The sequence below is a fragment of the Streptomyces sp. ISL-43 genome, from assembly GCF_018614195.1.
Taxonomy (GTDB): domain Bacteria; phylum Actinomycetota; class Actinomycetes; order Streptomycetales; family Streptomycetaceae; genus Streptomyces.
Genome location: NZ_JAGGOT010000036.1, coordinates 12623 through 36167, shown reverse-complemented (window position 1 = coordinate 36167; position 23545 = coordinate 12623). Strand labels below are relative to the sequence as shown.

24 protein-coding genes and 1 pseudogene are annotated in these 23545 nt (G+C 71.2%); 10 read left to right on the top strand and 15 right to left on the bottom strand.

Annotated elements, in window-relative coordinates; translation table 11 throughout:
• Positions 1-9: 9 nt before the first annotated feature.
• The 3 genes from J7F03_RS21945 to J7F03_RS21935 all read left to right on the top strand — a co-directional run bounded on the left by J7F03_RS21945 (position 10) and on the right by J7F03_RS21935 (position 2564).
• Entirely contained in the window at positions 10-1098 is a 1089-nt protein-coding gene (locus J7F03_RS21945; protein ID WP_214951990.1) for an ABC transporter ATP-binding protein, read from the top strand.
• A gap of 218 nt (positions 1099-1316) precedes the next feature.
• Positions 1317-1730: a hypothetical protein gene (locus J7F03_RS21940; RefSeq protein WP_214951988.1), complete on the top strand. Its 414-nt coding sequence runs from the start codon at positions 1317-1319 to the stop codon at positions 1728-1730.
• Between the two features lie 72 nt (positions 1731-1802).
• A complete protein-coding gene (locus J7F03_RS21935; protein WP_214951987.1) occupies positions 1803-2564 on the top strand; it encodes a nucleotidyltransferase family protein in 762 nt (253 codons plus the stop codon).
• Between the two features lie 144 nt (positions 2565-2708).
• Here J7F03_RS21935 and J7F03_RS21930 read toward each other — a convergent pair whose 3' ends face one another.
• The 6 genes from J7F03_RS21930 to J7F03_RS21905 form a co-directional block, all read right to left on the bottom strand.
• Complete coding sequence (locus tag J7F03_RS21930; RefSeq protein WP_214951985.1) at positions 2709-4235, bottom strand: DoxX family membrane protein; 1527 nt, start codon at positions 4233-4235, stop codon at positions 2709-2711.
• A 159-nt stretch (positions 4236-4394) separates the two neighbouring features.
• Positions 4395-5366: a 23S rRNA (guanosine(2251)-2'-O)-methyltransferase RlmB gene (gene rlmB, locus J7F03_RS21925; protein ID WP_214951983.1), complete on the bottom strand. Its 972-nt coding sequence runs from the start codon at positions 5364-5366 to the stop codon at positions 4395-4397.
• 109 nt (positions 5367-5475) lie between these two features.
• Positions 5476-6876 carry a cysteine--tRNA ligase gene (gene cysS, locus J7F03_RS21920; RefSeq protein WP_214951981.1) on the bottom strand — a complete coding sequence of 467 codons (1401 nt, stop codon included), beginning with the start codon at positions 6874-6876 and terminating at the stop codon, positions 5476-5478.
• 103 nt (positions 6877-6979) lie between these two features.
• Positions 6980-7483: a 2-C-methyl-D-erythritol 2,4-cyclodiphosphate synthase gene (gene ispF, locus J7F03_RS21915; protein WP_214951979.1), complete on the bottom strand. Its 504-nt coding sequence runs from the start codon at positions 7481-7483 to the stop codon at positions 6980-6982.
• Positions 7473-8219, bottom strand: a complete 747-nt coding sequence (gene ispD / locus J7F03_RS21910) for a 2-C-methyl-D-erythritol 4-phosphate cytidylyltransferase (RefSeq protein ID WP_214951977.1) — start codon at positions 8217-8219, stop codon at positions 7473-7475. The genes ispF and ispD overlap by 11 nt, the downstream gene beginning before the upstream one ends.
• A 293-nt stretch (positions 8220-8512) precedes the next feature.
• On the bottom strand, positions 8513-8995 hold the full coding sequence (locus J7F03_RS21905; RefSeq protein WP_003953493.1) for a CarD family transcriptional regulator: 483 nt from the start codon (positions 8993-8995) through the stop codon (positions 8513-8515).
• 604 nt (positions 8996-9599) lie between these two features.
• On the opposite strand from J7F03_RS21905, the gene J7F03_RS21900 reads away from it, so the two are divergent.
• Positions 9600-10250 carry a DUF461 domain-containing protein gene (locus tag J7F03_RS21900; protein ID WP_214951975.1) on the top strand — a complete coding sequence of 217 codons (651 nt, stop codon included), beginning with the start codon at positions 9600-9602 and terminating at the stop codon, positions 10248-10250.
• Positions 10251-10354: 104 nt separating this feature from the next.
• Here the strand turns inward: J7F03_RS21900 and J7F03_RS21895 are convergent, their stop codons facing one another.
• Together J7F03_RS21895 and J7F03_RS21890 are read right to left on the bottom strand one after the other, a co-directional pair.
• Positions 10355-11035 carry a response regulator transcription factor gene (locus J7F03_RS21895; RefSeq protein WP_214951973.1) on the bottom strand — a complete coding sequence of 227 codons (681 nt, stop codon included), beginning with the start codon at positions 11033-11035 and terminating at the stop codon, positions 10355-10357.
• A pseudogene (locus J7F03_RS21890) lies at positions 11032-12277 on the bottom strand (sensor histidine kinase). The gene J7F03_RS21895 and the pseudogene J7F03_RS21890 overlap by 4 nt, the downstream one beginning before the upstream one ends.
• Before the next feature lie 219 nt (positions 12278-12496).
• On the opposite strand from J7F03_RS21890, the gene phoU reads away from it, so the two are divergent.
• Together phoU and J7F03_RS21880 are read left to right on the top strand one after the other, a co-directional pair.
• On the top strand, positions 12497-13174 hold the full coding sequence (gene phoU, locus J7F03_RS21885) for a phosphate signaling complex protein PhoU (RefSeq protein WP_214951969.1): 678 nt from the start codon (positions 12497-12499) through the stop codon (positions 13172-13174).
• Between the two features lie 132 nt (positions 13175-13306).
• Complete coding sequence (locus tag J7F03_RS21880) at positions 13307-13453, top strand: hypothetical protein (protein ID WP_214951967.1); 147 nt, start codon at positions 13307-13309, stop codon at positions 13451-13453.
• Between the two features lie 111 nt (positions 13454-13564).
• On the opposite strand, the gene J7F03_RS21875 is transcribed toward J7F03_RS21880, so the two are convergent.
• Entirely contained in the window at positions 13565-13753 is a 189-nt protein-coding gene (locus J7F03_RS21875) for a hypothetical protein (protein ID WP_214951965.1), read from the bottom strand.
• Positions 13754-14023: 270 nt separating this feature from the next.
• Positions 14024-14785, bottom strand: coding sequence for a phosphoglyceromutase (locus J7F03_RS21870; RefSeq protein ID WP_214951963.1), 762 nt, complete (start codon positions 14783-14785; stop codon positions 14024-14026).
• A 162-nt stretch (positions 14786-14947) separates the two neighbouring features.
• Here J7F03_RS21870 and J7F03_RS21865 point away from each other — a divergent pair, with 162 nt between their 5' ends.
• The gene (locus J7F03_RS21865; RefSeq protein ID WP_214951961.1) at positions 14948-16294 is read left to right on the top strand and encodes an MFS transporter; all 1347 of its coding nucleotides are present in this window, start codon (positions 14948-14950) and stop codon (positions 16292-16294) included.
• On the opposite strand, the gene J7F03_RS21860 is transcribed toward J7F03_RS21865, so the two are convergent.
• A complete protein-coding gene (locus tag J7F03_RS21860; protein WP_214951959.1) occupies positions 16263-16760 on the bottom strand; it encodes a YbjN domain-containing protein in 498 nt (165 codons plus the stop codon). The two genes, J7F03_RS21865 and J7F03_RS21860, sit on opposite strands and share 32 nt — an antisense overlap.
• Positions 16753-18141 carry a D-inositol-3-phosphate glycosyltransferase gene (gene mshA, locus J7F03_RS21855; RefSeq protein WP_374104378.1) on the bottom strand — a complete coding sequence of 463 codons (1389 nt, stop codon included), beginning with the start codon at positions 18139-18141 and terminating at the stop codon, positions 16753-16755. The genes J7F03_RS21860 and mshA overlap by 8 nt, the downstream gene beginning before the upstream one ends.
• 164 nt (positions 18142-18305) lie before the next feature.
• On the opposite strand from mshA, the gene J7F03_RS21850 reads away from it, so the two are divergent.
• The 3 genes from J7F03_RS21850 (at position 18306) to J7F03_RS21840 (ending at position 21802) form a co-directional block, all read left to right on the top strand.
• The gene (locus J7F03_RS21850; protein ID WP_214951957.1) at positions 18306-19115 is read left to right on the top strand and encodes a class I SAM-dependent methyltransferase; all 810 of its coding nucleotides are present in this window, start codon (positions 18306-18308) and stop codon (positions 19113-19115) included.
• Between the two features lie 160 nt (positions 19116-19275).
• Positions 19276-20325 carry a C40 family peptidase gene (locus J7F03_RS21845; RefSeq protein ID WP_214951955.1) on the top strand — a complete coding sequence of 350 codons (1050 nt, stop codon included), beginning with the start codon at positions 19276-19278 and terminating at the stop codon, positions 20323-20325.
• 235 nt (positions 20326-20560) lie between these two features.
• Positions 20561-21802, top strand: coding sequence for a PP2C family protein-serine/threonine phosphatase (locus J7F03_RS21840; RefSeq protein ID WP_214951953.1), 1242 nt, complete (start codon positions 20561-20563; stop codon positions 21800-21802).
• 59 nt (positions 21803-21861) lie between these two features.
• Here the strand turns inward: J7F03_RS21840 and J7F03_RS21835 are convergent, their stop codons facing one another.
• The 3 genes from J7F03_RS21835 to J7F03_RS21825 form a co-directional block, all read right to left on the bottom strand.
• Positions 21862-22206: a DUF2516 family protein gene (locus J7F03_RS21835; protein ID WP_214951951.1), complete on the bottom strand. Its 345-nt coding sequence runs from the start codon at positions 22204-22206 to the stop codon at positions 21862-21864.
• A gap of 124 nt (positions 22207-22330) precedes the next feature.
• Positions 22331-22903, bottom strand: a complete 573-nt coding sequence (locus J7F03_RS21830; RefSeq protein ID WP_214951949.1) for a hypothetical protein — start codon at positions 22901-22903, stop codon at positions 22331-22333.
• A 25-nt stretch (positions 22904-22928) separates the two neighbouring features.
• The gene (locus J7F03_RS21825) at positions 22929-23360 is read right to left on the bottom strand and encodes a helix-turn-helix domain-containing protein (protein ID WP_214951947.1); all 432 of its coding nucleotides are present in this window, start codon (positions 23358-23360) and stop codon (positions 22929-22931) included.
• Positions 23361-23545 lie beyond the last annotated feature (185 nt).

Here is a 23545-nt window from a genome sequence, read left to right as displayed (position 1 = left end):
TTCATCACCATGGCTTCCGTCACTTTCGACAAGGCGACCCGCCTGTACCCGGGCGGCGACAAGCCCGCCGTCGACCAGCTGGAGCTGGAGATCGCGGACGGCGAGTTCCTCGTCCTCGTCGGCCCCTCCGGCTGCGGCAAGTCCACCTCGCTGCGCATGCTCGCCGGCCTGGAGGACGTGAACGGCGGTGCGATCCGCATCGGTGACCGCGACGTCACGCACCTGCCGCCCAAGGACCGGGACATCGCGATGGTGTTCCAGAACTACGCGCTGTACCCGCACATGTCCGTCGCCGACAACATGGGCTTCGCGCTCAAGATCGCCGGCGAGGACAAGGCCACCATCCGCAAGAAGGTGGAGGACGCGGCGAAGATGCTGGACCTGACCCAGTACCTCGACCGCAAGCCGAAGGCGCTCTCGGGCGGCCAGCGCCAGCGCGTCGCGATGGGCCGCGCGATCGTGCGCAAGCCGCAGGTGTTCCTCATGGACGAGCCGCTGTCGAACCTGGACGCCAAGCTCCGCGTGTCCACCCGCACCCAGATCGCGGCGCTCCAGCGCGACCTCGGCATCACCACCGTCTACGTGACCCACGACCAGGTCGAGGCCATGACGATGGGCGACCGCGTCGCGGTCCTCAAGGACGGTCTGCTGCAGCAGGTCGACACCCCGCGCAACATGTACGACCGTCCCGCGAACCTCTTCGTCGCCGGCTTCATCGGCTCCCCGGCCATGAACCTGGTCGAGGTCCCGATCGCCGACGGCGGCGTGAAGTTCGGCGAGAGCGTCGTCCCGGTGTCGCGCGAGGCACTGACCGCCGCCGCCGACGCGGGCGACCGTACGGTCACGGTCGGCGTGCGCCCCGAGCACTTCGACATCGGTGACACGGGCGGTCTGACGATCACCGTGAACGTCGTCGAGGAGCTCGGCGCCGACGGGTACGTCTACGGTTCGACCTCGCACTCCGAGGGCTCGCAGGACATCGTGGTGCGCGTGGGCGGCCGCAACGTGCCCGAGAAGGGCTCGACGCTGCACGTCGTGCCGCGCGCCGACGAGATCCACGTCTTCTCGACGTCCTCCGGGGCCCGCCTCTCCGGCTGACCCGGCTGATCGGGCCGGCCCGACCGGCCAATGAAGGGGCGTCCCGTCAAGGGGCGCCCCTTCGGCGTGAGTTCCGGGTTTTCCGGGCTCCGAACTTCCGGCAGATCGGGCCATTCGGCCCCATGCGTCAACCCTTAATTCGAAAAGTCCCGTCGAACCATCCCCCGACCGGGTGACTAAATGTCGCCAAATCTTCACCGAGCGCTACTCTCGCCCTCGTGACCCACACTGCCCGCCGTATCGGCCGATCCCTCGCCCTGGTCCTGCCCGTCGTCCTGGTCCTGTCCGGGACCCTCGCGGTCACCATGGTCCCCTGGGCGGACAACACCCCCTCCCAGATCCTCACCGCGTCCGCCGAGGACGTCTCCGTGCCCGCGAAGCCGCGGGCCGCGCAGGACGTCCTGCGCGACAAGCTGCTGGGCGAGATCCAGCAGGGCGAGCAGCCGGGTGACGTACTCACCCACCTCCAGCAGGAGGTCGACCGGCGGCCGTCGCTCGCCGAGCACTGCGCGGGGATCGCGCGGGCGCTGGGGCGGGCCGCGGTGGACGCCTACGGGCCGACGAAGGCGCAGTCGTTCGCGCGGCCGGTGTGTGACACCGCGTACGCGTCCGGCGTCGCCTCCATGGGCTGACGGCCACCACCACCGCACGACGCCACCGCCCCGCCTCCGCCCGCGCTCACGGACAGGCACCCGGACACGGACATGACCCGCGCCGAGTTTCCGCCCCGACCCCACGCAGCCGCGTTCCCCGCTTCCCCGACCCAGGCAATCGTCCTGGCGGGCGGCCAGGGTTCGCGGCTGCGGCCGTACACGGACGACCGCCCGAAGCCGATGGTCGAGATCCCCGGGACGGGGGTGCCGATCATCGGGCACCAGTTGGCGTGGCTGGCCGCCGAGGGGGTGACGGACGCCGTCGTCTCGTGCGGGCACCTCGCGGACGTGCTCCAGAAGTGGCTGGCGGAGACCGAGTTGCCGCTGCGCGTGACGACGGTCGTCGAGGACGAGCCGCTGGGGCGTGGCGGTGGCCTCAAGTACGCGGCGCGGCGGCTGCCGCGCCCCGAGGAGGCCTGGTTCGCGACGAACGGTGACGTGTGGACCCGTTTCTCGCTGCGCGACATGGCGGCCTTCCATGCCGAGCGCGGCGCGACGGCCACCCTCGCGCTGGCACGGCCCCGGATTCCGTGGGGCGTGGTGGAGATCAACGAGTACGGGCACGTACTGGACTTCATCGAGGCGCCGCAGTCCCCGTATCCGGTGAATGCCGGCGTGTACGTCTTCGGCCCCGAATTCGCCGCGCTGCTGCCGGATTTGGGCGACCACGAGCGTACGACGTTCCCGCGCTTGGCCCGTGAGCGGCGTCTGGCGGGCTACCCGCTGCCCCAGGGGGCCTACTGGCGGGCGATCGACACGGCGAAGGACCTGACCGAGGCGGCAAGGGAGTTGGCCGCGCAGGGCGGCGTGTAGCGCCTCCTCGGCCCCGTGGCGGCCCCCGCCCGGCTCCCCGTACGTCCCACCCCCACTCCACCCCACGACAACGATCAGGGCCCGGCACGCGTGCGCGTACCGGGCCCTGATCTTCGAGCGGCCGTGGATGCCGGGCCGTCGGCGTCAGCCGAGGAGGCCGCCCACCAGGCCCGGCTTCTTCGGCGGTGTGTCCCCGGTCCCGCCGGAGGAGCCGCCGCTGCCGGTCCCCGAGGAGCTGGCCGGGGGCTTCGGGGTGGACTGGCGGGGGGTGCTGCGCGGGGTCTGGCTGCCGCTGGTGCTCCTGGTCGCACTGGGCGATCCGGAGCCGCTCGTGCCCGGAGCGGTCGAACCCGCGGTGCTCCGCCCGGGCTTGGCGGCCGGTGTGGAGGCTCCGGCGGAGGGCTGCGCGACGGGCTTCGATGGGGTCGGCCGTACGGGCTGCCGCTCGGGGGTGCGGGGCAGCGGCCGACCGGGCAGGTAGTTGCTGGGGGCCTGGCCCGGTCCGGGGACGGTGACGACGGTGGTGGAGCGGACGGCGCCGCCGAGGAGCGAGCCGATGAGCAGGGTGAGTCCGCAGACGACGGTGGCCATGACGGCTCCGCGTCGCAGGACCCGCCGGCGCAGTCGCCAGACTTCGGAGCGCGGGCCCAGGGTGCGCCAGGCTTCGCTCGCGAGCCGTCCGTCCAGTGAGTAGACGGGGGCGCCGGCGATGATCAGGGGGCTCCAGGCGGCGAGGTAGATGATGTCGGGGGCGTCGTAGGCGGGGACGGTCTTCCAGCTGACGGTCATGAGCAGCGCGGCGGAGAGCAGGGCGCCGAAGCAGGCCGCGAAGCGCTGCCAGAGGCCGAAGACCGTCAGTACGCCGACGATGACCTGGAGGAAGGCCACGCTGAGGCCCGCGCCGACCGGGTGGGCGAGGGCGAAGTCGCGCAGCGGTTCGGCGAGGGCCCAGGGGTGCAGCGTGTGCAGCCAGGTGACCATGGAGCCGCGTTCGCCGCCGTCGAAGTAGACGGGGTCGCAGAGCTTGCCCATGCCGGCGTAGATGGAGATGAAGCCGAGGAAGACGCGCAGCGGGAGCAGCACGACGCCGAGGTTCATCCGGCGGCCGGGGTAGTACGAGGCCTGGCCGCGCGTGTCGCCGGGTGCCCGGCGGGAGTCCGTGCCGTCGGGGTGCGCGGTGTCGTGGCCCTCGTAGGCGAAGTCCCGTACGGCGGGCTGGGGGCGGGTCTCGTCGGGGTCGCCGTAGGTGCGCTGGCCGATGACGGTGGGGGTGGCGAGGGTGGCGTCGGCGAGGTCGTGGGCGAGGTCGATGCGCGGGATGACCTGGGTGGCTCCGCCGTCGTACTCGTCGTGCCCGCGCCCGTGCTCGCGTACGGCCTGGAGGAGGCCGCCCATGGCGGCGCTGGCCTCGGCGTCGCCGGGGGCGGATTTGCCGCTCCAGACGACGGGGCGGCGGCGGGAGGCTCCGGCTCCGGCGGCCGCGAGGGCCCCGCCGAGCACGGGGGCGAGCCCGGCGGTTCCCGCGGGCTTGGGACGCGCGCTGGGGCTCGGTGCGAGCCGCACGCGGAAGCTGGCGTGGTTGACGATGACCTGTGCGGGATCGCACGGCACCTTGACCATGCTCAGCGCGGGCTGGTCGTCGAACCCTGGCGTTCTGGTGTCCACACTCATCTAACCGAGTGATGAGTCTTTAGGACACTGCCTTGACTTCAGGGATGTGTCCGAGACCCGTCAAATCAAGCCACCCCGCCCGGAAGGGGCGGGGTGGCACGCTCACGGGTCACTGCCGGTGAGCCAAGTGGATCAAGCGGATCGCTCGGATCCGGACGATCAGACGCGGCCGCGGGTCTCGCGGCGGCGGGCGGCCTCGTAGAGGACGACGCCCGCGGCGACGCCGGCGTTCAGCGATTCGGCGCCGCCCGGCATCGGGATGCGCACCAGGTAGTCGCAGTTCTCGCCGACGAGACGGCCGAGGCCCTTGCCCTCGGAGCCGATGACGATGACGACCGGGCCGCCGAGCGCCTCCAGGTCGTGCACGGTGTGCGTGCCTTCGGCGGCGAGGCCGACGACGGTGATGCCGGCCTTCTTGTAGTCCTGGATGGCGCGGGTCAGGTTGGTGACCCGGGAGACCGGGGTGCGGGCGGCGGTGCCGGCCGAGGACTTCCAGGCGCCGGCGGTCATGCTGGCGGCGCGGCGCTCGGGGATGACCACGCCGTGGCCGCCGAAGGCGGAGACGGAGCGGACGATCGCGCCGAGGTTGCGGGGGTCGGTGACGCCGTCGAGGGCGACGATGAGCGGGTCCTCGCCGTTGTCGTACGCGGCGGCGGTGAGCTCCTCCGGGTGCGCGTACTCGTACGGCGGGACCTGGAGGACCAGGCCCTGGTGGTTGAGCCCGTTGGTCATCCGGTCGAGCTCGGGGCGCGGGGCTTCCATCAGGTTGATGTTGCCGCGCTCGGCCGCGAGCTGGAGGGCCTCGCGGACGCGCTCGTCGTTGTCGATGAACTGCTGGACGTACAGGGTGGTGGCCGGTACGCCGTCGCGCAGGGCCTCGAAGACCGGGTTGCGGCCGACGACCATCTCGCTGGTGCCCTTGGCGCCGCCGCGGCGCGGGGCCGGACGGCGCTTGGCGGCCTGCCTGGCCATGGCGTTGCTGATGCGGTTCGCTTTGTGCTTCTTGCGGTCCTCCGCCTTGGGCGTGGGGCCCTTGCCCTCCAGGCCCTTGCGCCGCTGGCCACCGCTGCCGGCCGTCGCGCCCTTCTTGTTGGACGTGCGGCGGTTCCTGCGCTGGCTGTTCCCGGCCATGACCTCTACCTGATTTCGTTGGTGCTGCGATATGTACGTATGAAGAGTGTGCCGCCCGGGGCGCCGGGCGGCCCAATCTGAATGCGCCAGCGGGACTGCTCCGGTGGGCTCAGCGGGGGCCGAGCGTCCAGCGGGGTCCCGTGGGGCTGTCCTCGATGACCAGGCCGGACTGCTGGAGCTGGTCCCGGATGGCGTCGGCGGTGGCCCAGTCCTTGCGGGCGCGGGCGGACTCGCGCTGCTCCAGGACCAGGCGCACGAGGGTGTCCACGGCTCCGTGGAGGTCCTGGCCGCGGTCTGCTTCGCCCGCCCAGTGCGGGTCGAGGGGGTCGAGGCCGAGGACGCCCAGCATGGCCCGCACCTCCGACAGGCGGGCGATGGCCGCGTCCTTGTCGTCGGCGGCGAGTGCGCTGTTCCCCTGGCGGACGGTGGTGTGGATGATGGCGAGCGCCTGCGGGACGCCCAGGTCGTCGTCCATGGCCTCGGCGAAGGCGGGCGGGACCTCTGCGGCCGGCTCCACGGTCTTGCCGGCCTTCTCGATGACGCGCTGGATGAACCCCTCGATGCGCGCGAAGCCGGACTCGGCCTCGCGCAGCGACTCCACGCTGTACTCGATCATCGAGCGGTAGTGCGGGGTGCCGAGGTAGTAGCGCAGGACGATCGGGCGCCAGACCTTGAGCATCTCGGAGACGAGGACGGAGTTGCCGAGCGACTTGGACATCTTCTCGCCGGAGAGGGTGACCCAGGCGTTGTGCATCCAGTACTTCGCGAACTCGTCGCCGAAGGCCTTGGCCTGGACGATCTCGTTCTCGTGGTGCGGGAAGATCAGGTCGAGCCCGCCGCCGTGGATGTCGAAGGCGCTGCCGAGGTACTTGTGCGCCATCGCGGAGCACTCGAGGTGCCAGCCGGGGCGGCCGCGGCCCCACGGGGTGTCCCAGTCGGGCTCGCCGGGCTTGGAGGCCTTCCACATGGCGAAGTCGCGCGGGTCGCGCTTGCCGGTGATGCCCTCCTCGGCGGGCTGGCGCAGGTCGTCGATGTTCTGGTTCGACAGCTCCAGGTAGCCCGGGTAGGAGCGCACGTCGAAGTAGACGCTGCCGTCGGCCTCGTACGCGTGGCCGCGCTCGATGAGCTCGCGCATCATCTCGATCATCTCCGGCACGTGGCCGGTGGCGCGCGGCTCGTACGTGGGCGGGAGGCAGCCCAGCGCGTTGTAGCCGTCGTTGAAGGCGCGCTCGTTCTCGTAGCCGATGGACCACCAAGGGCGGCCCTGGTCCTCGGACTTCGTGATGATCTTGTCGTCGATGTCGGTGACGTTGCGGATGAAGGTGACGTCGAGGCCGCGGTAGGTGAACCAGCGGCGCGCGATGTCGAAGTTCAGGTAGGAGCGGACGTGCCCGATGTGCGGGGCCGCCTGCACGGTGGCACCGCAGAGGTAGATCGAGACACAGCCCGGGACGAGCGGGGTGAAGTCACGGATCTGCCGGGCACTGGTGTCGTACAGGCGAATAGTCACGGCATCCAGGGTAGTGCGCCTGTAGCAGTGCCCCGCGACCCTTTGGGTACGCGGGGCCCGCTTTGTTGTCGAAGAGCCGCGGGATCGGCCCCCGTACGGGGTACTAGGACCGGTTCGTCCGGTACACGAGGGCCGTGGCGATGGCGGCGAGGCCTTCGGCGCGGCCGGTGAGGCCCAGTCCGTCGGTGGTGGTGCCGGAGAGGGACACGGGGGCGCCCGCCGCGGCGGTGAGCGTCTTCTGTGCTTCTTCGCGCCGCTTGCCGATCTTCGGACGTACGCCGATCACCTGGATCGCGATGTTGCCGATCTCGAAGCCCTCGGCGCGGACGATGCGGGCGGCCTCCGCCAGGAGGGTGATCCCGGCGGCGCCGGACCACTCGGGGCGCGAGGTGCCGAAGTGCGCGCCGAGGTCACCGACTCCGGCGGCGGAGAAGAGGGCGTCGCAGGCGGCGTGCGCGGCCACGTCGCCGTCGGAGTGCCCGGCGAGGCCGTCCTCGCCCTCCCAGAGCAGGCCGGCGCACCACAGTTCGCGGCCGGTCTCGAAGGCGTGGACGTCGGTGCCGATGCCGACGAGCGGGATCAGCGGGGTGTCGGGGCTAGTAGGCATCGGTGGCCCTCCTGCGGGCGAGTACGGCCTCGGCGAGGACCAGGTCGAGCGGGCGGGTGACCTTGAAGGCCTCTTCGTGGCCGGGGACCACGACGACGGTGATGCCGAGCTGTTCGACCATTCCGGCGTCGTCGGTGGCGCCTTCGCCGTCGACGGCGATCTTCTCGTGCGCGCGCAGCAGCGTGGCCACGTCGAAGCCCTGCGGGGTCTGCACGGCGCGCAGCCGGGCCCGTACGGGAGTGGAGACGACCGGCTCGGGCTCGCCGGGCTTGCCGGGCTCGACCTCCTTGACGGTGTCGGCCAGCGGCATGGCGGGCACGACGGCGGGGGCGCCGTCGCGGACGGCCTCGACGACGGAGTCGACGGTGTCCACGGGGACGAGCGGGCGGGCCGCGTCGTGGATGAGTACGGCGGTGACGTCGGCGGGGAGTGCGTCGAGGCCGGCGCGCACGGACTCCTGCCGGGTCCGGCCGCCGGCGACGACCAGGACCTCCGTGCGCTCGGGCAGCGCGTGCTCGTCGAGCATCCAGCGCACCTCTACGGTGTCGGCGGGCGGGGCGACGACCACGACGAGGGAGACCGCGCGGGAGCGCGCCATGGCGCGGACGGCGTGGATGAGCATGGGCAGGCCGCCCAGGGTCCGCAGGGCCTTGGGGGCGCCGGGACCGAGACGGACCCCGCGGCCGGCGGCCGGGATCACCGCGGCGGTGCGGTGGGGGCGCGATTCGTCAGACATCAGTAGCTCCGAGCCAGGTTTGTGACTTCGGCCGACATGGGTATGGCCTGAAGGGTGCCGGGTGCGACGCCCCTCGCCCCTTCCGTGACGACCGGTCGAGTCGGCTGCCCGGACCCGGCACGCCAGTGAACGATGTCGGCTTGTTCGGACACAGCCGTCAGGTACAGGTAGTACAGGGCATGGATACAGACATGCCGCAGCGCCCGGCAACAAGTTTCCTTGTCATCGGGCACCGCGGCACAACTATGTACGACCGGGCGACTGTGCGTGACCAGGGCGTACGGGCGATCGCGTCAGGACGCGAGCACCTCGTCGAGGAGGGCTTCCGCCTTGTCCTCGTTGGTGTTCTCGGCGAGCGCGAGCTCGCTCACCAGGATCTGACGCGCCTTCGCGAGCATCCGCTTCTCACCCGCGGAAAGCCCACGCTCACGCTCACGACGCCACAGGTCGCGCACAACTTCGGCGACCTTGATGACATCGCCAGAAGCGAGCTTCTCCAGATTTGCCTTGTAGCGCCGGGACCAGTTCGTCGGCTCTTCTGCATACGGTGCGCGAAGCACCTCGAAGACCCGGTCCAGCCCGTCCTGGCCGACTACGTCGCGAACACCGACGAACTCCGCATTGTCCGCAGGCACCCGAACCGTCAGGTCGCCCTGGGCGACCTTGAGCACCAAGTAGGTCTTGTCCACGCCTTTGATCTGACGAGTCTCAATGGCCTCGATCAGCGCGGCCCCGTGATGGGGATAGACCACGGTGTCGCCAACCTTGAACGTCATGTGACAGGTACCCCTTCCGTGGCTATCCAGGGTAACACGAGAACCGACCGTTATGAATGGCGTTTTCGCAGGTCAGGGCACATCTCGGGGCTTGACAACACAGACAGGAACGTGCTGCGGGAGGCTTCCGGAAGGGGGTATTCGCAGGTCGGAGGCGCTGTGTGGACCGGGCGAAACGGCTACGTTACACCCGTCCAAGACCCCCGTCAGTGTGACGTACGTCCTGTTTTGCCTGTTTCGGTGGCGGGAAACCGAACTACTCCGTTCGACTGGCGGCCGCCCCGGCCGGGCGAGTTCCGGCCCAATCCGGAATTCGATCACCGTGCGGTGTTCGAAGGAATCCGGAAATTGATCACCGGGCGTCCATCCGCCTTTTCCGCGAATGAAAGATCACCCGGCAGCGGCCGCGCCGGGACGCGAACCGGACAGGGCCGCCCCCACACTGCGGAGGGTCGGGTGCGGGGGCGGGGCGGCGGCTCGGTAACCTAAGCGCGCTGCACCCCCTTGGAGCGGCTTTACTTCGGCCGTTCCCGAGGGGCACCTCCCTGCTGTCACCGGGGGAGTCCACCCTTCCGTTTCGTACGTCCAAGGAGAAGCCGCCGCCGTGAGCCGCAGCCTTCGACGCGGCGCCCTCGCCGCCACCGCCGTCGTGTTCTCGATCGCCTCGCTGGCCGCCTGCGGTGCGGGTCAGGACGCCGAGACTCTCCAGGTCAAGCCGGACAACGCCGCCGTCACCAAGGGCGACATCAAGATCCAGAACGCCCTGGTAATCACGCAGGAGAAGAACAAGAAGGGCCCGGCCGCCGTCACCGCGACGCTGTTCAACGCCGGCGCCAAGGAACAGACGATCGACGCCATCACCCTGGGGGGCGGCAAGTCCACCGTGACCCTGAAGCCCGCGGGCGCCGGGTCCAAGGTGGTCATCCCGGCCGGCGGCTCCGTCGTCCTGGGCGGCAAGGGCAACGCCTCCGCCCTCGTCTCCGGCGGCCAGGAGTCCCTCAAGGACGGCGATGTGCAGAAGGTCGTCTTCCAGCTGAGCACCGCGGGTGCCGTGGAGATGGAAGCCTTCGTCCTCCCCGCGACCGGCATGTACGCCGGCTACGGCCCGACCGAGGCCCCGGCCGCGGGCGGCGTCCCGTCGGGCGCCCCCACGGGCACTCCCTCCGGCGCGCCGGCGACCACGCCGTCCGGTGCGGCGTCGGGCAGCCCCGCGGGCACCCCGTCCGGGTCCCCGTCCTCCAGCGCCGGCCACTGAGGCGCGAAGCACCGTACACACGGCAACGGCCCCCGTCCGCTCGATGCGGACGGGGGCCGTTCCCGTACCTCTTACGGGTGCTGCTTCTTGTCGAGTGCTGCGGTTTACGGCTCGAACTTGTAGCCGAGGCCGCGGACCGTGACCAGGTAGCGCGGCGCGCCCGGGTCCGGCTCGATCTTGGCGCGCAGGCGCTTCACGTGGACGTCGAGGGTCTTGGTGTCGCCGACGTAGTCGGCGCCCCAGACCCGGTCGATGAGCTGCATGCGGGTCAGTACGCGTCCCGCGTTGCGCAGCAGCATCTCCAGCAGGTCGAACTCCTTCAGCGGGAGGTCCACCTTGGCTCCGGCGACGGTGACCACGTGGCGGTCGATGTCCATCCGGACGGGGCCCGCCTCCAGGGCGGCCGGGGTGGCCTCCTCCGGCTCGCCGCGGCGGCGCAGGACCGCGCGGATGCGGGCGACCAGCTCCCGCGAGGAGAAGGGCTTCGTGACGTAGTCGTCGGCTCCTATCTCCAGCCCGACGACCTTGTCGATCTCGCTGTCCTTGGCGGTCACCATGATCACGGGGACGTTGGAGCGGCCGCGCAGCTGCCGGCAGACCTCCGTGCCGGGCAGGCCGGGGAGCATCAGGTCGAGGAGGACGAGGTCGGCGCCGTTGCGCTCGAACTCGTCGAGCCCGTCGGGCCCGGTCGCGGCGATCGCGACCTCGAAGCCCTCCTTGCGGAGCATGTAGGACAGGGCGTCGCTGAAGGATTCCTCATCCTCGACGACGAGCACTCGGGTCACGGAAGGACCTCCGGGGCAGGAATGGCTGGTGCGGTTGACGGGTCAGGCAGGGGTCGGGTGAGTGCGGGAGGCCGGCGCCGGGGCCGGCGCGGCCGCTTCGGGGAGTCGCAGGGTGAACGTGGAACCCTGGCCCTCCGAGCTCCATACCGACACCTCCCCGCCGTGCGATGCCGCTACGTGCTTCACGATCGCGAGGCCCAGACCGGTTCCTCCCGTGGCACGGGAGCGGGCCGGGTCGACGCGGTAGAAGCGTTCGAAGATGCGCTCGCGGTCCTTTTCCGGGATGCCGATGCCCTGGTCGGTCACGGCTATCTCGATCAAGTCTCCACCCGGCGCGGTGACCCGGCGCGCGGCGATGCCGACGCGGGTGCGGGCCGGACTGTAGTTGACGGCGTTCTCGACGAGGTTCCCGAGTGCGGCCGCGAGCTGTCCCCGGTTCCCCCATACCCGCAGGTCGGCAGTGCCGCCGGCGGCCATGGTGATCTGCTTCGCGGACGCCGTGTGGCGGCAGCGGTCTATGGCCTCGGCCACGAGCGTGTCCACTCGTACGGGCTCGGCGTCCTCCAGGGGGTCGTCGTTCTGCACCCGGGAGAGGTCGATGAGCTCTTGTACGAGGTTGATCAGGCGGGTGGCCTCGATCTGCATGCGGCCGGCGAAGCGCTGGACGGCCTCGGGGTCGTCCGAGGCGTCCATGACGGCCTCGGACAGCAGGGAGATGGCGCCGACGGGGGTCTTGAGCTCGTGCGAGACGTTCGCGACGAAGTCGCGGCGTACGGCCTCGATGCGACGGGCCTCGGTGAGGTCCTCGACCAGGAGGAGCACCAGGCGGGAGCCGAGCGGGGCGACGCGCGCCGAGACGGCGAGCGCCTCGCCGCGACCGGTGCCGCGCCGGGGCAGGTCCAGCTCGACCTGTCGTATCTCCCCGTCGCGGCGGGTGTCGCGGGCCATGTGGAGCATGGGCTCCACGGCCAGCTTGCCGCCGCGGACCAGGCCGAGGGCATATGCCGCCGAGCTGGCCTTGACGACCGCGTCCCCCTCGTCGAGGACGACGGCGGAGGAGCGGAGTACGGAGAGGACGGTGTCCACTCCTGGTGGGAGCACCGCGTTGATGTCGGGGCGCATGGAGCTCCGGGTGGGGCGGGCTTGGTCGCGCTCGCTCCAGCGGAACGCCAGCATCGCGATCACACCGGTGCAAAGACCGGCGATCGCTGCAGCTGCGGCGACCGCCGCGTTCACGTCCATGACTCCAGGTTAAGCAGGCGGGACGCCACTTCCACAGCCGTTCGGGTGGCACCTCGAACAGTCGTCGCCCAGAGTTCACCCTGGCGACGGGGTTGATTCACTTGTGGTGCCGGAGTCGGTCGCGTTCGGGGCTCAACGTGTCAACGTGGGGCAAGAGGCCGCCCCGGCCCGGCCTCCGGGCAGTAGCGAGCAGCAGGCAGCAGGCAGAGAGGGACACCCATGCGTGACGCGTACCACGAGGAACTGGACTCGATCGGAGAAGGCCTGGTCGAGATGGCCCGGCTGGTCGGTTCCGCCATCGGGCGGGCCACGACCTCCATGCTCGACGCCGACCTGAAGCTCGCCGAGAGCGTCATCGCCGCCGACCAGAAGGTCGACGACCTCCAGCACGACCTGGAGGCACGAGCCATCGCGCTGCTCGCGCGCCAGCAGCCGGTCGCCACCGACCTGCGCATCGTCGTCACCTCGCTGCGCATGAGCGCCGACCTGGAGCGCTCCGGCGACCTGGCCCAGCACGTGGCCAAGCTCGCCCGCCTGCGCTTCCCGGACACCGCGGTCCCGCGCGACCTGCACGCCACCATCCTGGAGATGGGGCAGCTGGCGCAGCGCCTGATGGCGAAGGCCGCCGAGGTCATCATCACGAAGGACGTCGACCTGGCGCTCCAGCTGGAGCAGGACGACGACGAGATGGACCAGCTGCACCGCACGCTGTTCCAGCACCTGATGGACGACCGCTGGAAGCACGGCATCGAGACGGCCGTCGACGTGACGCTGCTGGGCCGCTACTACGAACGCTTCGCGGACCACGCGGTGTCGGTCGCCAAGCGCGTCGTCTACCTGGTGACGGGCGAGCACGCCGACGAGCTCCAGCCGCCGACACAGATCGAGGGCGTCTGACATCTCCCCGCTCGGGTGAATCTCCGCCCTCGGGCCGGCGGGCGTCAACAACGAGCCCCCAATGCGCCGTTGACGCAGCGGTTCGGCTGGGCATGAATGAGGGCGAAGGCACAACGCCTACGAGGAGGATCCATGCCCGATTCCCCCGTCCCCATCACCCCGGAGCAGGAAGCGCAGCCGCCGGAGGCGCTGCGCCTACCGCTGCTCGCGGCCTGCGGCTGCGGCTCGGGCTGCGGCTGCGGCTGCCAGTCCGGCGCCCCCTGCCAGTGCGGCGGCTGACCGCCCCCGCCCGGCTCCGCGCGCACGAAGGGCCCCGCCCGACGCCCGGTCGGCCGGGGCCCTTCGCGCTCGCCGGGCCTCACCGCGCGGCGGCCTCCACCGGCCGGCCCTTCACCGCTTGAGTGCCCGGTAGCGCTTGAGGAGTGCGGTGATCTTCGCGTGGTCGGCCGCGCCGTTGAGTTCGGTGAGCAGGTCGTCCGGGCAGAGCTCGTAGTGGTCGCCCCACCAGTGCCGCCCTTTGTTGTCCCAGATGCGGTAGCCGCCGGGCACCCCTCTGGCCACGTAGCGCCGGCGGCTCACGTACGCGCTCCGCCGCGGGTGCTGCCGCGTACTCCCATGTCTCCCCCTGGTGTTCGGCGATGGTCCCGCACCATCCTCCGCCCACCAGCCGTGTACAGGTCAAGCACTGGCCGGCCAACCTCGCCGGCTCTTGGCCGTCTGCCGTTCTTCCGGCGTGACGCGTGTCCCTGAAAACATGACTTACAGGAGGGGCAGGCACGGCCCACGGACAGCGAAAAGCCCCCTACCGGCGGGGAAACCGCAGGCAGGGGGCTGTTTCGTGCAGGGGTGCTACTTCTTCTTGCCCTGGTTCTTGACGGCCTCGATGGCGGCCGCGGCGGCGTCCGGGTCGAGGTAGGTGCCGCCCGGGTTGAGGGGCTTGAAGTCGGCGTCCAGCTCGTAGGAGAGCGGGATGCCGGTCGGGATGTTCAGGCCCGCGATGTCGGCGTCGGAGACCCCGTCCAGGTGCTTGACCAGGGCGCGCAGGGAGTTGCCGTGCGCGGCGACCAGGACGGTGTGGCCGTCCAGCAGGTCCGGGACGATCGAGTCGTACCAGTACGGGAGCATGCGGACGACGACGTCCTTGAGGCACTCGGTGCGCGGCCGCAGCTCCGGCGGGATCGAGGCGTAGCGCGGGTCCTCGGACTGCGAGTACTCCGTACCGTCCTCGAGGGCCGGCGGCGGGGTGTCGTACGAGCGGCGCCACAGCATGAACTGCTCCTCGCCGAACTCGGCGAGGGTCTGGGCCTTGTCCTTGCCCTGGAGGGCGCCGTAGTGGCGCTCGTTCAGGCGCCAGGAGCGGTGGACCGGGATCCAGTGACGGTCGGCGGCCTCGAGCGCCATCTGCGCGGTGCGGATCGCGCGCTTCTGGAGCGAGGTGTGCACGACGTCGGGGAGCAGGCCGGCGTCCTTGAGCAGCTCACCGCCGCGGACCGCCTCCTTCTCGCCCTTCTCGTTGAGGTTGACGTCCACCCAGCCGGTGAACAGGTTCTTCGCGTTCCATTCGCTCTCGCCGTGGCGGAGGAGGATCAGCTTGTACGGTGCGTCGGCCATGCGTACGAGCCTAATGGACGCACCCGGCCGCTCGCGCGCGGTGTGGACGGTGTGCGCGGGGTCCCCGATTGACGGCAGCCGTCAATCCAGTGGCTCTGCGGGCCCACTGTCCGTAGGGTCCGAACAGCAAGAGGGACGCTTACACCGCCGGGGGGATTCCGTATGTCCGTTGCCAGTTTGAGACGGGCCGCCAGGGAGAGCGTGTCGGGGCTGCCGCGCGAGTTCTGGTGGCTCTGGACGAGCACGCTGGTCAACCGGCTCGGGGCCTTCGTCGCCACATTCATGACCTTGTACCTGACCCTGGAACGGGGCTACTCGGCCTCCTTCGTGGGACTTGTGGTGGCCCTGCACGGGCTCGGCGGCGTGATCTCCTCGCTCGTCGCGGGCGTGCTGACGGACCGGCTGGGCCGGCGGCCCACGCTGGTCGCGGCGCAGGCCTCGACCGCGTTCTCGGTGGCGCTGCTCGGCTTCATGGAGCATCCGGCGGCGATCGCGGCGGTGGCGACGCTGGTCGGCATGACCTCGAACGCCTCGCGCCCGGCGGTGCAGGCGATGATGGCGGACATCGTCCGCCCCGAGGACCGGGTACGGGCCTTCGCGCTGAACTACTGGGCCATCAACCTCGGCTTCGCCGTCAGCGCGACCGCGGCGGGATTCATCGCCGAGTACAGCTACCTGGCCGGGTTCCTCGGCGAGGCTGCCCTGACGCTGCTCTGCGCGGTGCTCGTGTACGTCAAGCTGCCCGAGTCGCGGCCGGAGCGGACCGCGGCGGAGAAGGCGGCCGCCGAGCCGGAGATCGGCCTGGGGACGGTGCTGCGGGACGGGCGCTTCATGGGCGTGGTCGGGCTGTCGTTCCTGATCTCGCTGATCTTCATGCAGGGGTCGTTCGGGCTGCCGCTCGCGATGGGCGCGGCCGGCTTCTCGACGGCCGACTACGGCCTGGTGATCGGCGTGAACGGCCTGCTGATCGTGCTGCTGCAGATCCCGGTCACCCGGTTCATCGAGCACCGCGACCCGCAGAAGCTCCTGGTCATCTCGGCGCTGCTGGCCGGGTACGGCTTCGGGCTGACGGCCTTCGGCGGGTCGGTGTGGAGCCTGGCGCTGACCGTCTGCGTGTGGACGCTGGCCGAAATCGTCAACTCGCCGACCCAGATGGGCCTGGTGGCGCGGCTCTCCCCGCTGCACGGACGCGGCCGCTACCAGGGCATGTACACGATGTCCTGGGCGGTGGCCTCGCTGGTGGCGCCGCTGATGGCGGGCTTCGCGATCGAGCACTTCGGCGCGGGGTGGCTGTGGGGCTCGACGGCGGTCCTGGGCATGGTGGCCGCGCTGGGCTACTGGCTGCTGATGCGGGGGCTCGCGGAGGACGAGCAGGTCTCCGGAGGCGACCATGAGGGAGAGGGACAGGGAGAGGGACAGGGAGAGGGACAGGGAGTGGGCGTCGTCCCGGCCGCTACGGCGCCGCCGGTGAAGCCCGCTACGGCTGCGACGGCTGCGTCAGGTTCTTGAAGGCGTCGAGGTTGCGGGTCGACTCGCCGCGCGAGACGCGCCACTCGTACTCCCGCCGGATCGCGCTCGCGAAACCCAGCTCCAGCAGGGTGTTGAAGGCGCCGTCCGCCGCCTCCAGCACCGTGCCGAGCAGCTGGTCGAGGTCGTCCGGAGTGATCACCGACAGGGGGAGGCGGGCCGTCAGGTAGACGTCACCGAGCGCGTCCACCGCGTAGCCCATGCCGTAGAGCTTGAGGTTGCGCTCCAGCAGCCAGCGGTGGACGCCCGCCTCGTTCTCGTCGGGGTGGCGGACCACGAAGGCGTTGACCGACAGGGAGTGCTTGCCGACCTTGAGCGAGCAGGTGGTGCTCAGCTTGCGGGTGCCGGGGAGCTGGACGACGTACGTGCCCGGTGACGGGCTCTCCCAGCTCAGCTCCGCGCTGGTCAGCGTCGCTTCGATGATCCCGGCGGTGTCAGCGTCAGCCATGGTGGGAGCGTACGTGACGGCGGTGGTCGTGCATCGCCGCGGTGTACACGTCGGCCGTGCCGCTCGCGGCGGTGTCCCAGCCGAAGAACTGCGCGTGCCGCGCCGCCGCACCGCCCATCACGTCCGCGAGCCCGGGCTCGTCCACGAAGCGGCGTAGCTCGCGGGCGTAGTCCACCGGGTCGTGTCCGGGTACGAGGATGCCCGTCACCCCGTCGTTGACGGCGACCGGCAGTCCGCCGACGGCGGCCGCCAGTACGGGTGTTCCGGTGGCCTGGGCCTCTATGGCGACGAGCCCGAAGGACTCGCTGTACGAGGGCATGACCAGGACGGACGCCGCCCGGAACCAGTCCGCGAGCGCGTCTTGGGCCACCGGCGGGTGGAAGTGGACGAGGTCCGCGATACCGAGCTTCGCGGCGAGCTTCTGCAGCCCTTCCGGCTTGGCGAGCCCGCTGCCGCTCGGCCCGCCGACGACGGGCACGAAGAGCCGGCGGCGCAGCGCCGGGTCCCGGTCCACCAGCTCGGCGACGGCCCGCAGCAGGATGTCGGGGGCCTTGAGCGGCTGGATGCGGCCCGCGAAGAGCGGGATGACGGCGTCCTGCGGCAGTCCGAGGCGGGCGCGGGCGGCGGCCCGGCCGTCGGCGACGGTGAAGCGGTCGAGGTTCACGCCGGGGTGGACGACGGCGACCTTGCCCGGGTCGGCTTCGTAGTGGCGGACGAGCTCGTCGGCCTCCTCGGCGGTGTTCGCGATGAGGCGGTCGGCCGCGGTGACGATCTGCGTCTCGCCGATGACGCGGGCGGCGGGCTCGGGGGTGTCGCCCTCGGCGAGCGCCGCGTTCTTGACCTTGGCCATGGTGTGCATGGCGTGCACGAGCGGGACGCCCCAGCGCTCGGCGGCGAGCCAGCCCACGTGGCCGGAGAGCCAGTAATGGGAGTGGACGAGGTCGTAGTAGCCGGGGCGGTGGCCGGCCCAGGCCTGCATCACGCCGTGGGTGAAGGCGCACAGCTGGGCCGGCAGCTCCTCCTTGGCGAGACCCTCGTACGGGCCCGCGTCCACGTGCCGTACCAGGACTCCGGGCGAGAGCTCGACGACGGGCGGCAGGCCGCCGGTGGTGGCCCGGGTGAAGATCTCGACCTCGATGTTGATCGCGGCGAGGCGCTTGGCCAGCTCGACGATGTACACGTTCATCCCGCCGGCGTCGCCGGTGCCGGGCTGGTGCAGCGGTGAGGTGTGCACGCTGAGCATGGCGACGCGGCGCGGCTTGCGGTGGCCGCCGACCCCGGCGGGCAGTCGCAGGCGGGGCGGCTCGTGGCGGGTGGCGGAGCGGGCCGCGGCGATCCGTCCGCCGATGCTGCCGCCGAGGCGGGACACGTACTGGCTCAAGGGAGCAGTTCCTCTCGCTCGGACGGCATGACGCGGGGAGCGCTGTCGGCGCCCTTCTAGGAGTGCAACCCGAATGGCCGTCTCCCGCATTCCGGGGGCGGGGGGATTCCTGAGCTGTTTGCCGGATTTTTATCGGGCGGGAGTGCTCCGCTTACTCTCTGCACATGGCTTCCCGCTCCACCCCTCCCCCTCGTCGCCCCGTCGGCACGGTGACGCGCGGGACGACGAACCCGAACCGCTTGCGCCGGATGGACCGCTGGATCGCGGCTACGCACGGGGCGGCGCTGCGGCGCGCGGACGATCCGGTGGCGGTGGACCTCGGCTACGGGGCCGCGCCCTGGACGGCGGTGGAGCTGCTGGCGCGGCTGCGGGAGGCGGCTCCGCGGGTGCGGGTGGTCGGCATCGAGATCGAACCGGCGCGGGTCGCGGGCGCGAAGCCGTACGAGCGGGAGGGGCTGAGCTTTCGGCACGGCGGGTTCGAGGTGCCGCTGGAGGGCGGGGTCCGGCCGGCGCTGATCCGCGCGGCGAACGTGCTGCGCCAGTACGACGAGGAGCAGGTCGAGGCCGTGTGGGAGCGATTGCGTTCCCGGCTGGCCCCGGAGGGGCTGCTGGTGGAGGGGACCTGCGACGAGATCGGGCGGCGGCACGTGTGGGTCGCGTTGGGGCCCGAGGGGGCGCGCACGGTGACCTTCGCGACCCGGCTGGGCTCCCTGGAGCGCCCCTCGGACCTGGCGGAAAGGCTGCCGAAGGCGCTGATCCACCGCAACGTGCCGGGCGAGCCGGTGCACGCGTTCCTGCGCGACTTCGACCGGGCGTGGGCGGCGGCGGCGCCGTACGCCTCGTACGGGGCGCGACAGCGCTGGATCCGGACGGCGCGGGCGCTGTCCGCCGACTGGCCGCTGGCGGACGGGCCGGTTCGGTGGCGGCAGGGGGAACTGACGGTGCGGTGGGAAGCGTTGAGGCCTTCGGGGTGATAGGGACGACGGGGACGGCGGCGGCGACGTGGGCAACGGGGACGACCGGGACGCATCGGGTGGATATCCACAAGGGTGTTGGAATTCACCGACTCGTGGCACCATCCCGAAGGCAATGACAAGTTACTGACGATTAGTCAATCCTGTGTCTGGGGGGACCATGAGGAAACGACGACGGGGATCGATCGCCCTCACGCTGCTCTGCGCGACGGCACTACTGAGCGCGCCCGGCCTGCTGGCCGGCACGGCGTTCGCGGCACCGGAGCCCCAGCAGGGCAGGTCCCTGGAGCAAGTCCGCAAAGAGATAGAGGACCTCTACCGCGAGGCCGGCGCCGCCACGGACGCCTACAACCTCGCGGAGGGCGAGACCAAGACCCAGTCCGCCAAGATCGTCGAGATCGCCAAGCTGGTCGTCGCCGGCCAGGAGCGGATCACCGGACTGAAGAGCCGCGCGGGCGCGGCCGCCCGCGCACAGTACCGCTCGGGCGGGCTGCCGCCGGGCGCGCAGCTGGCCCTGACCAACAACCCGACCCAGTTCCTGGACGGCTCCGACCGGCTGCGCCAGGGCGAGAAGGCGGCCTCGGACCTGCTCTCCGAACTGAACCGGACCCAGGGCGACTTGCAGCAGTACGCGAAGGACGCGAGCGCGCACTGGGAGACGCTGGAGGCCAACCGGCTCAAGCAGGAGGCCTCGAAGAAGCAGGTCGAGGAGAAGATCAAGGCGGCGGAGGAGCTCGAAAGCAAGCTGGAGGCCGAGCAGAAGGCCAAGCTGCTGCAGCTGGAGCAGGAAGCGCAGTACAAGGCGCAGACGGCCTGGTTGTCGACGGGAGCGATGAAGGACGCCACCGGCTCGGCGGCCACCGACGCGGGCAAGCGGGCCGTGCTGTACGCCGCCGCCGCGATCGGCAAGCCGTACGTGTGGGGCGCGGAGGGACCGGGCTCGTACGACTGCTCCGGCCTGACCTCGCAGGCCTGGCTCTCGGCGGGCAAGGCGATCCCGCGGACCTCGCAGGAGCAGCTGCGGCTGCCGAAGGTCGCGATCAAGGACATGCGGCCCGGCGACCTGATCATCTACTTCGACGACGCGAGCCACGTCGGGATCTATGTGGGCGACGGCGCGATAGTCCACGCCCCCCGCCCCGGGCGCAACGTCACGATGGCGGGCGCGGGCTCGATGCCGATCAAGGCGGTCGTCCGACCGGACGCGTAGGGGTGGTGCGGGGGCCCTCGGCGGGGCCGCCGACGCCCGGACCCGGGACGTCTCGGTGGGCGGGACGGCGCGCCCCGGCGCCGTGACGTTGGTCATTCGGCGGGGCGGGCTTTCCCCCTGGATAAAGGCATATGCCGGAGCCCCCTGCCAGCCACGGCATTCCGCTTTGCCCACCCCGCCCGCTAGGGTCGCCCGGACGAGCGACCCCAGAGGGGGCGGGAAGGAACCGGAAACGATGCCCGTACCCGTACCGCGGCAGAGGGACATCCCAGCCACCGAGAGCGGCCCGGGCAGCCAGTCGGCGCTCAACCTGCTGGTGATCGAGGACGACCCCGCCGGCGGCCTCACCGTCCCCGAGATCCTCGACGCCGACGGCCACCGCATCCGGCTGCGCAGCGCCCGCAACCTCACCGAGGCCGCCCGCCTGCTCACCCCGGACGTGCACTGCGTGCTGCTCGACCTCGCGCTCCCGCACGGCTCCGCCGGCCCGGCCGACGGCGCCGACCCGCTCGGCGCCCTGCGCCAGGTCCTGCGCATCGCCCCCCGGCACGCCGTCCTCGTCCTCACCTCCGAGGGCGACGCGGAGCGCGCCGCGGAGGCCGTACGGGTGGGGGCCCAGGACTTCCTCTTCCGCGACGAGCTCGACGGGCGGCTCCTCAACCGCGCCATCCGCTACGCGGTGGAGAGAAAACGGGCCGACATCGCCCAGTACAAGCTCGCAGAATCGAAACTGCACGCCCAGGAGAACGCCCGCCTGGAGCGCGGCCTGCTCCCGCACCCGCTCCTTGAGGGCTCCGACCTCCGCTTCGCGGCCCGCTACCGCCCCGGCCGCAGCCGCGCGCTGCTCGGCGGGGACTTCTACGACACCGTCCGTACCCCCGACGGCACCGTCCACGCCATGATCGGCGACGTCTGCGGCCACGGCCCGGACGAGGCCGCCCTCGGCGTGGAGCTGCGCATCGCCTGGCGCGCGCTGACCCTGGCCGGCCTGTGCGGCGACGACCTGCTCGCCACCCTCCAGGAGGTCCTCGAAGTCGAGCGCCCCTGCGAGGAGATCTTCGCGACGCTGTGCACGGTGGACATCGCCCCGGACGGCCGCCGCGCGGGCCTGTGCCTGGCGGGCCATCCGGCGCCGCTGATATCCAGGCCGGGCCGCCCCGCGCGGCTGCTCCCGTACGAGAACAGCGGCCCGGCGCTCGGTCTGCTGCCCCGGGCCCGCTGGCCCCGCCGCCAGGTCGAGCTGGGTGGCACGTGGAGCCTGATGCTCTACACCGACGGGCTGATCGAGGGCCGGATCGGTCCCGGCAGGGAACGCCTCGGGCAGGACGGCATGGTCGAGATGATCAACCGCCACCTGGACGACGGGCTGAGCGGCGAAGGCCTGCTGGAAGCCTCCGTGACCGAGGCCCGCCGCCTCAACGGCGGTGAGCTGACGGACGACGTCGCCGTCGTCCTCCTCTCCCGCGCCGAAGGCTGAGCGCGCGGCCCTGATCCGCTGGGCAGGGGCCGCCGGAAGCCGGGGACCCCGGCCCGGGGCTACCGTCCGCCGTTGTAGGGCCCGTACGGCCCGTCACTGCTGCTGCCGCCGCTGCGCCGGCCGCGCCCGCCGCCCGAGACCTGCTTGAGGGCGGGGCGCACGTCGACGAAGAACACGATGCTGGCGACCAGGCCGGCGATCTCCAGGAAGAGCATCCCCAGGAAGAAGTCCACGAGGACGGTGACGCCGAGGATGACCAGCCAGAAGGTCTTGGTCTGCTTGTCCGCCGCGCGGTACGCATCCTCGCGAGCCATCAGCGCGAACACGAAAGCCGCGATGGCGAGCCCGAGCATGGCGAACCCGAGCAACGGCAGAACCCCGTTATCGAACCCGTTCATCAACATCGCCTGACCGCCTTCTCACGCCTCGCACGCCGGATGCCGCCTGACTCCACGCTACCGGCAGAGCCCCTTTCGCAAACACCAACGGGCCGGACACCCCTCAGGTGCCCGGCCCGTCGCGCCGTTCTCAGCGCTCCACGACCGGCTCCGCGGCGTCCTTCTTGGCCGCGGCCTTGCGCGCGGACGCCTTCTTCACCGGGGGCTTCTCCTCGGCGGCGGCGTCCTGCCCGGCCGGCTTCGACTGCGCCGGCACCTCGGGCTCCGGCTCCGGCTCCACGACGACGGCGATGTCGACGATCTCCTCGGAGACCTCGCCGCGCCACGCGCGCACGGCCTGCTCGCCGTGCTCGGCGACCTTGTCGTAGGCCTCCTTGGCCTTGACCGCGTACTCGGCGGCCAAGCCGACCCCGCGCAGCGCCAGGTCCTGCGCGGTCTCCCCGAATTTCTTCGGGTCGATCGCGCCGAGCACCTCGACGACCTTGGCGGTGACGGCTTCCTGCGCCTCCTTGGCCTTCTCCTGCACGGCCTTCGGGTCGGTGTTCTTCACGGCCTCGATGCGCGCGGGGGCCTCGGCGCGCAGCAGCTCGATGAGCCCGGGCACCTTCTTGGCCTGCTGCGCAGCGAGGTCCGCGGTGCCGGCGACGAAGTAGAGCGGGGTCGGGTCGGTGAGGGTCTTCTTCAGGTCATCGGCGATGGCCATGTGCTGGTCCTCCCGGATCACAGTCTCAGTTCGTGTGGGTCGTATCGGCATCGGAACCGTCGGCACGGGGGCCGGCGCTCTTCTCCTCGGCGTCGGCCTCTGCCTCTGCCTCGGCGGCGTTTTCCTTGCGGAAGGACTCGTAGATCTGGAGCAGCACTTGCTTCTGCCGCTCACTGATCGACGGATCGGCGAGGATCACAGCCCTCGTCTCCACCTCGTCCCGGTCCCGCTCGTCCAGGATTCCGGCCTGCACGTACAGCGTCTCGGCGGAGATCCGCAGCGCCTTGGCGAGCTGCTGCAGGATGTCCGCGCTCGGCTTGCGCAGCCCGCGCTCGATCTGGCTGAGGTACGGATTCGACACCCCCGCCGCATCGGCCAGCTGCCGCAGCGAAAGCTGCGCCTGCCGCCGCTGCTCGCGCAGGTATTCGCCGAGGTTCCCGACGTTGAGCGATGCCATACCCCGATCCTGCCGCACCTTGCTAACTATTGCAAGCACCCGCTTGCAATAACTCCCACCCCACCCGCGGCCGGTGTGTGCCTGAGCACGCTGGTTGTCACTTGAGCAAGACGACTGTCACCGGTCAGCTTGGCGGACTCCTGTGCGCTGGCGCTGGCGGAATCTGCCGGGCGAATACCCCCCTG

What these genes read in the sequence shown, in the direction of transcription:
- J7F03_RS21945 (WP_214951990.1), top strand. Translation starts at nt 10, where the DNA reads ATGGCTTCCGTCACTTTCGACAAGGCGACCCGCCTGTACCCGGGCGGC.
- J7F03_RS21935 (WP_214951987.1), top strand. Translation starts at nt 1,803, where the DNA reads ATGACCCGCGCCGAGTTTCCGCCCCGACCCCACGCAGCCGCGTTCCCC.
- J7F03_RS21930 (WP_214951985.1), bottom strand. Translation starts at nt 4,235, where the DNA reads ATGAGTGTGGACACCAGAACGCCAGGGTTCGACGACCAGCCCGCGCTG.
- rlmB (WP_214951983.1), bottom strand. Translation starts at nt 5,366, where the DNA reads ATGGCCGGGAACAGCCAGCGCAGGAACCGCCGCACGTCCAACAAGAAG.
- ispF (WP_214951979.1), bottom strand. Translation starts at nt 7,483, where the DNA reads ATGCCTACTAGCCCCGACACCCCGCTGATCCCGCTCGTCGGCATCGGC.
- ispD (WP_214951977.1), bottom strand. Translation starts at nt 8,219, where the DNA reads ATGTCTGACGAATCGCGCCCCCACCGCACCGCCGCGGTGATCCCGGCC.
- J7F03_RS21905 (WP_003953493.1), bottom strand. Translation starts at nt 8,995, where the DNA reads ATGACGTTCAAGGTTGGCGACACCGTGGTCTATCCCCATCACGGGGCC.
- phoU (WP_214951969.1), top strand. Translation starts at nt 12,497, where the DNA reads ATGCGTGACGCGTACCACGAGGAACTGGACTCGATCGGAGAAGGCCTG.
- J7F03_RS21880 (WP_214951967.1), top strand. Translation starts at nt 13,307, where the DNA reads ATGCCCGATTCCCCCGTCCCCATCACCCCGGAGCAGGAAGCGCAGCCG.
- J7F03_RS21870 (WP_214951963.1), bottom strand. Translation starts at nt 14,785, where the DNA reads ATGGCCGACGCACCGTACAAGCTGATCCTCCTCCGCCACGGCGAGAGC.
- J7F03_RS21865 (WP_214951961.1), top strand. Translation starts at nt 14,948, where the DNA reads ATGTCCGTTGCCAGTTTGAGACGGGCCGCCAGGGAGAGCGTGTCGGGG.
- J7F03_RS21860 (WP_214951959.1), bottom strand. Translation starts at nt 16,760, where the DNA reads ATGGCTGACGCTGACACCGCCGGGATCATCGAAGCGACGCTGACCAGC.
- J7F03_RS21850 (WP_214951957.1), top strand. Translation starts at nt 18,306, where the DNA reads ATGGCTTCCCGCTCCACCCCTCCCCCTCGTCGCCCCGTCGGCACGGTG.
- J7F03_RS21845 (WP_214951955.1), top strand. Translation starts at nt 19,276, where the DNA reads ATGAGGAAACGACGACGGGGATCGATCGCCCTCACGCTGCTCTGCGCG.
- J7F03_RS21840 (WP_214951953.1), top strand. Translation starts at nt 20,561, where the DNA reads ATGCCCGTACCCGTACCGCGGCAGAGGGACATCCCAGCCACCGAGAGC.
- J7F03_RS21835 (WP_214951951.1), bottom strand. Translation starts at nt 22,206, where the DNA reads ATGTTGATGAACGGGTTCGATAACGGGGTTCTGCCGTTGCTCGGGTTC.
- J7F03_RS21830 (WP_214951949.1), bottom strand. Translation starts at nt 22,903, where the DNA reads ATGGCCATCGCCGATGACCTGAAGAAGACCCTCACCGACCCGACCCCG.
- J7F03_RS21825 (WP_214951947.1), bottom strand. Translation starts at nt 23,360, where the DNA reads ATGGCATCGCTCAACGTCGGGAACCTCGGCGAATACCTGCGCGAGCAG.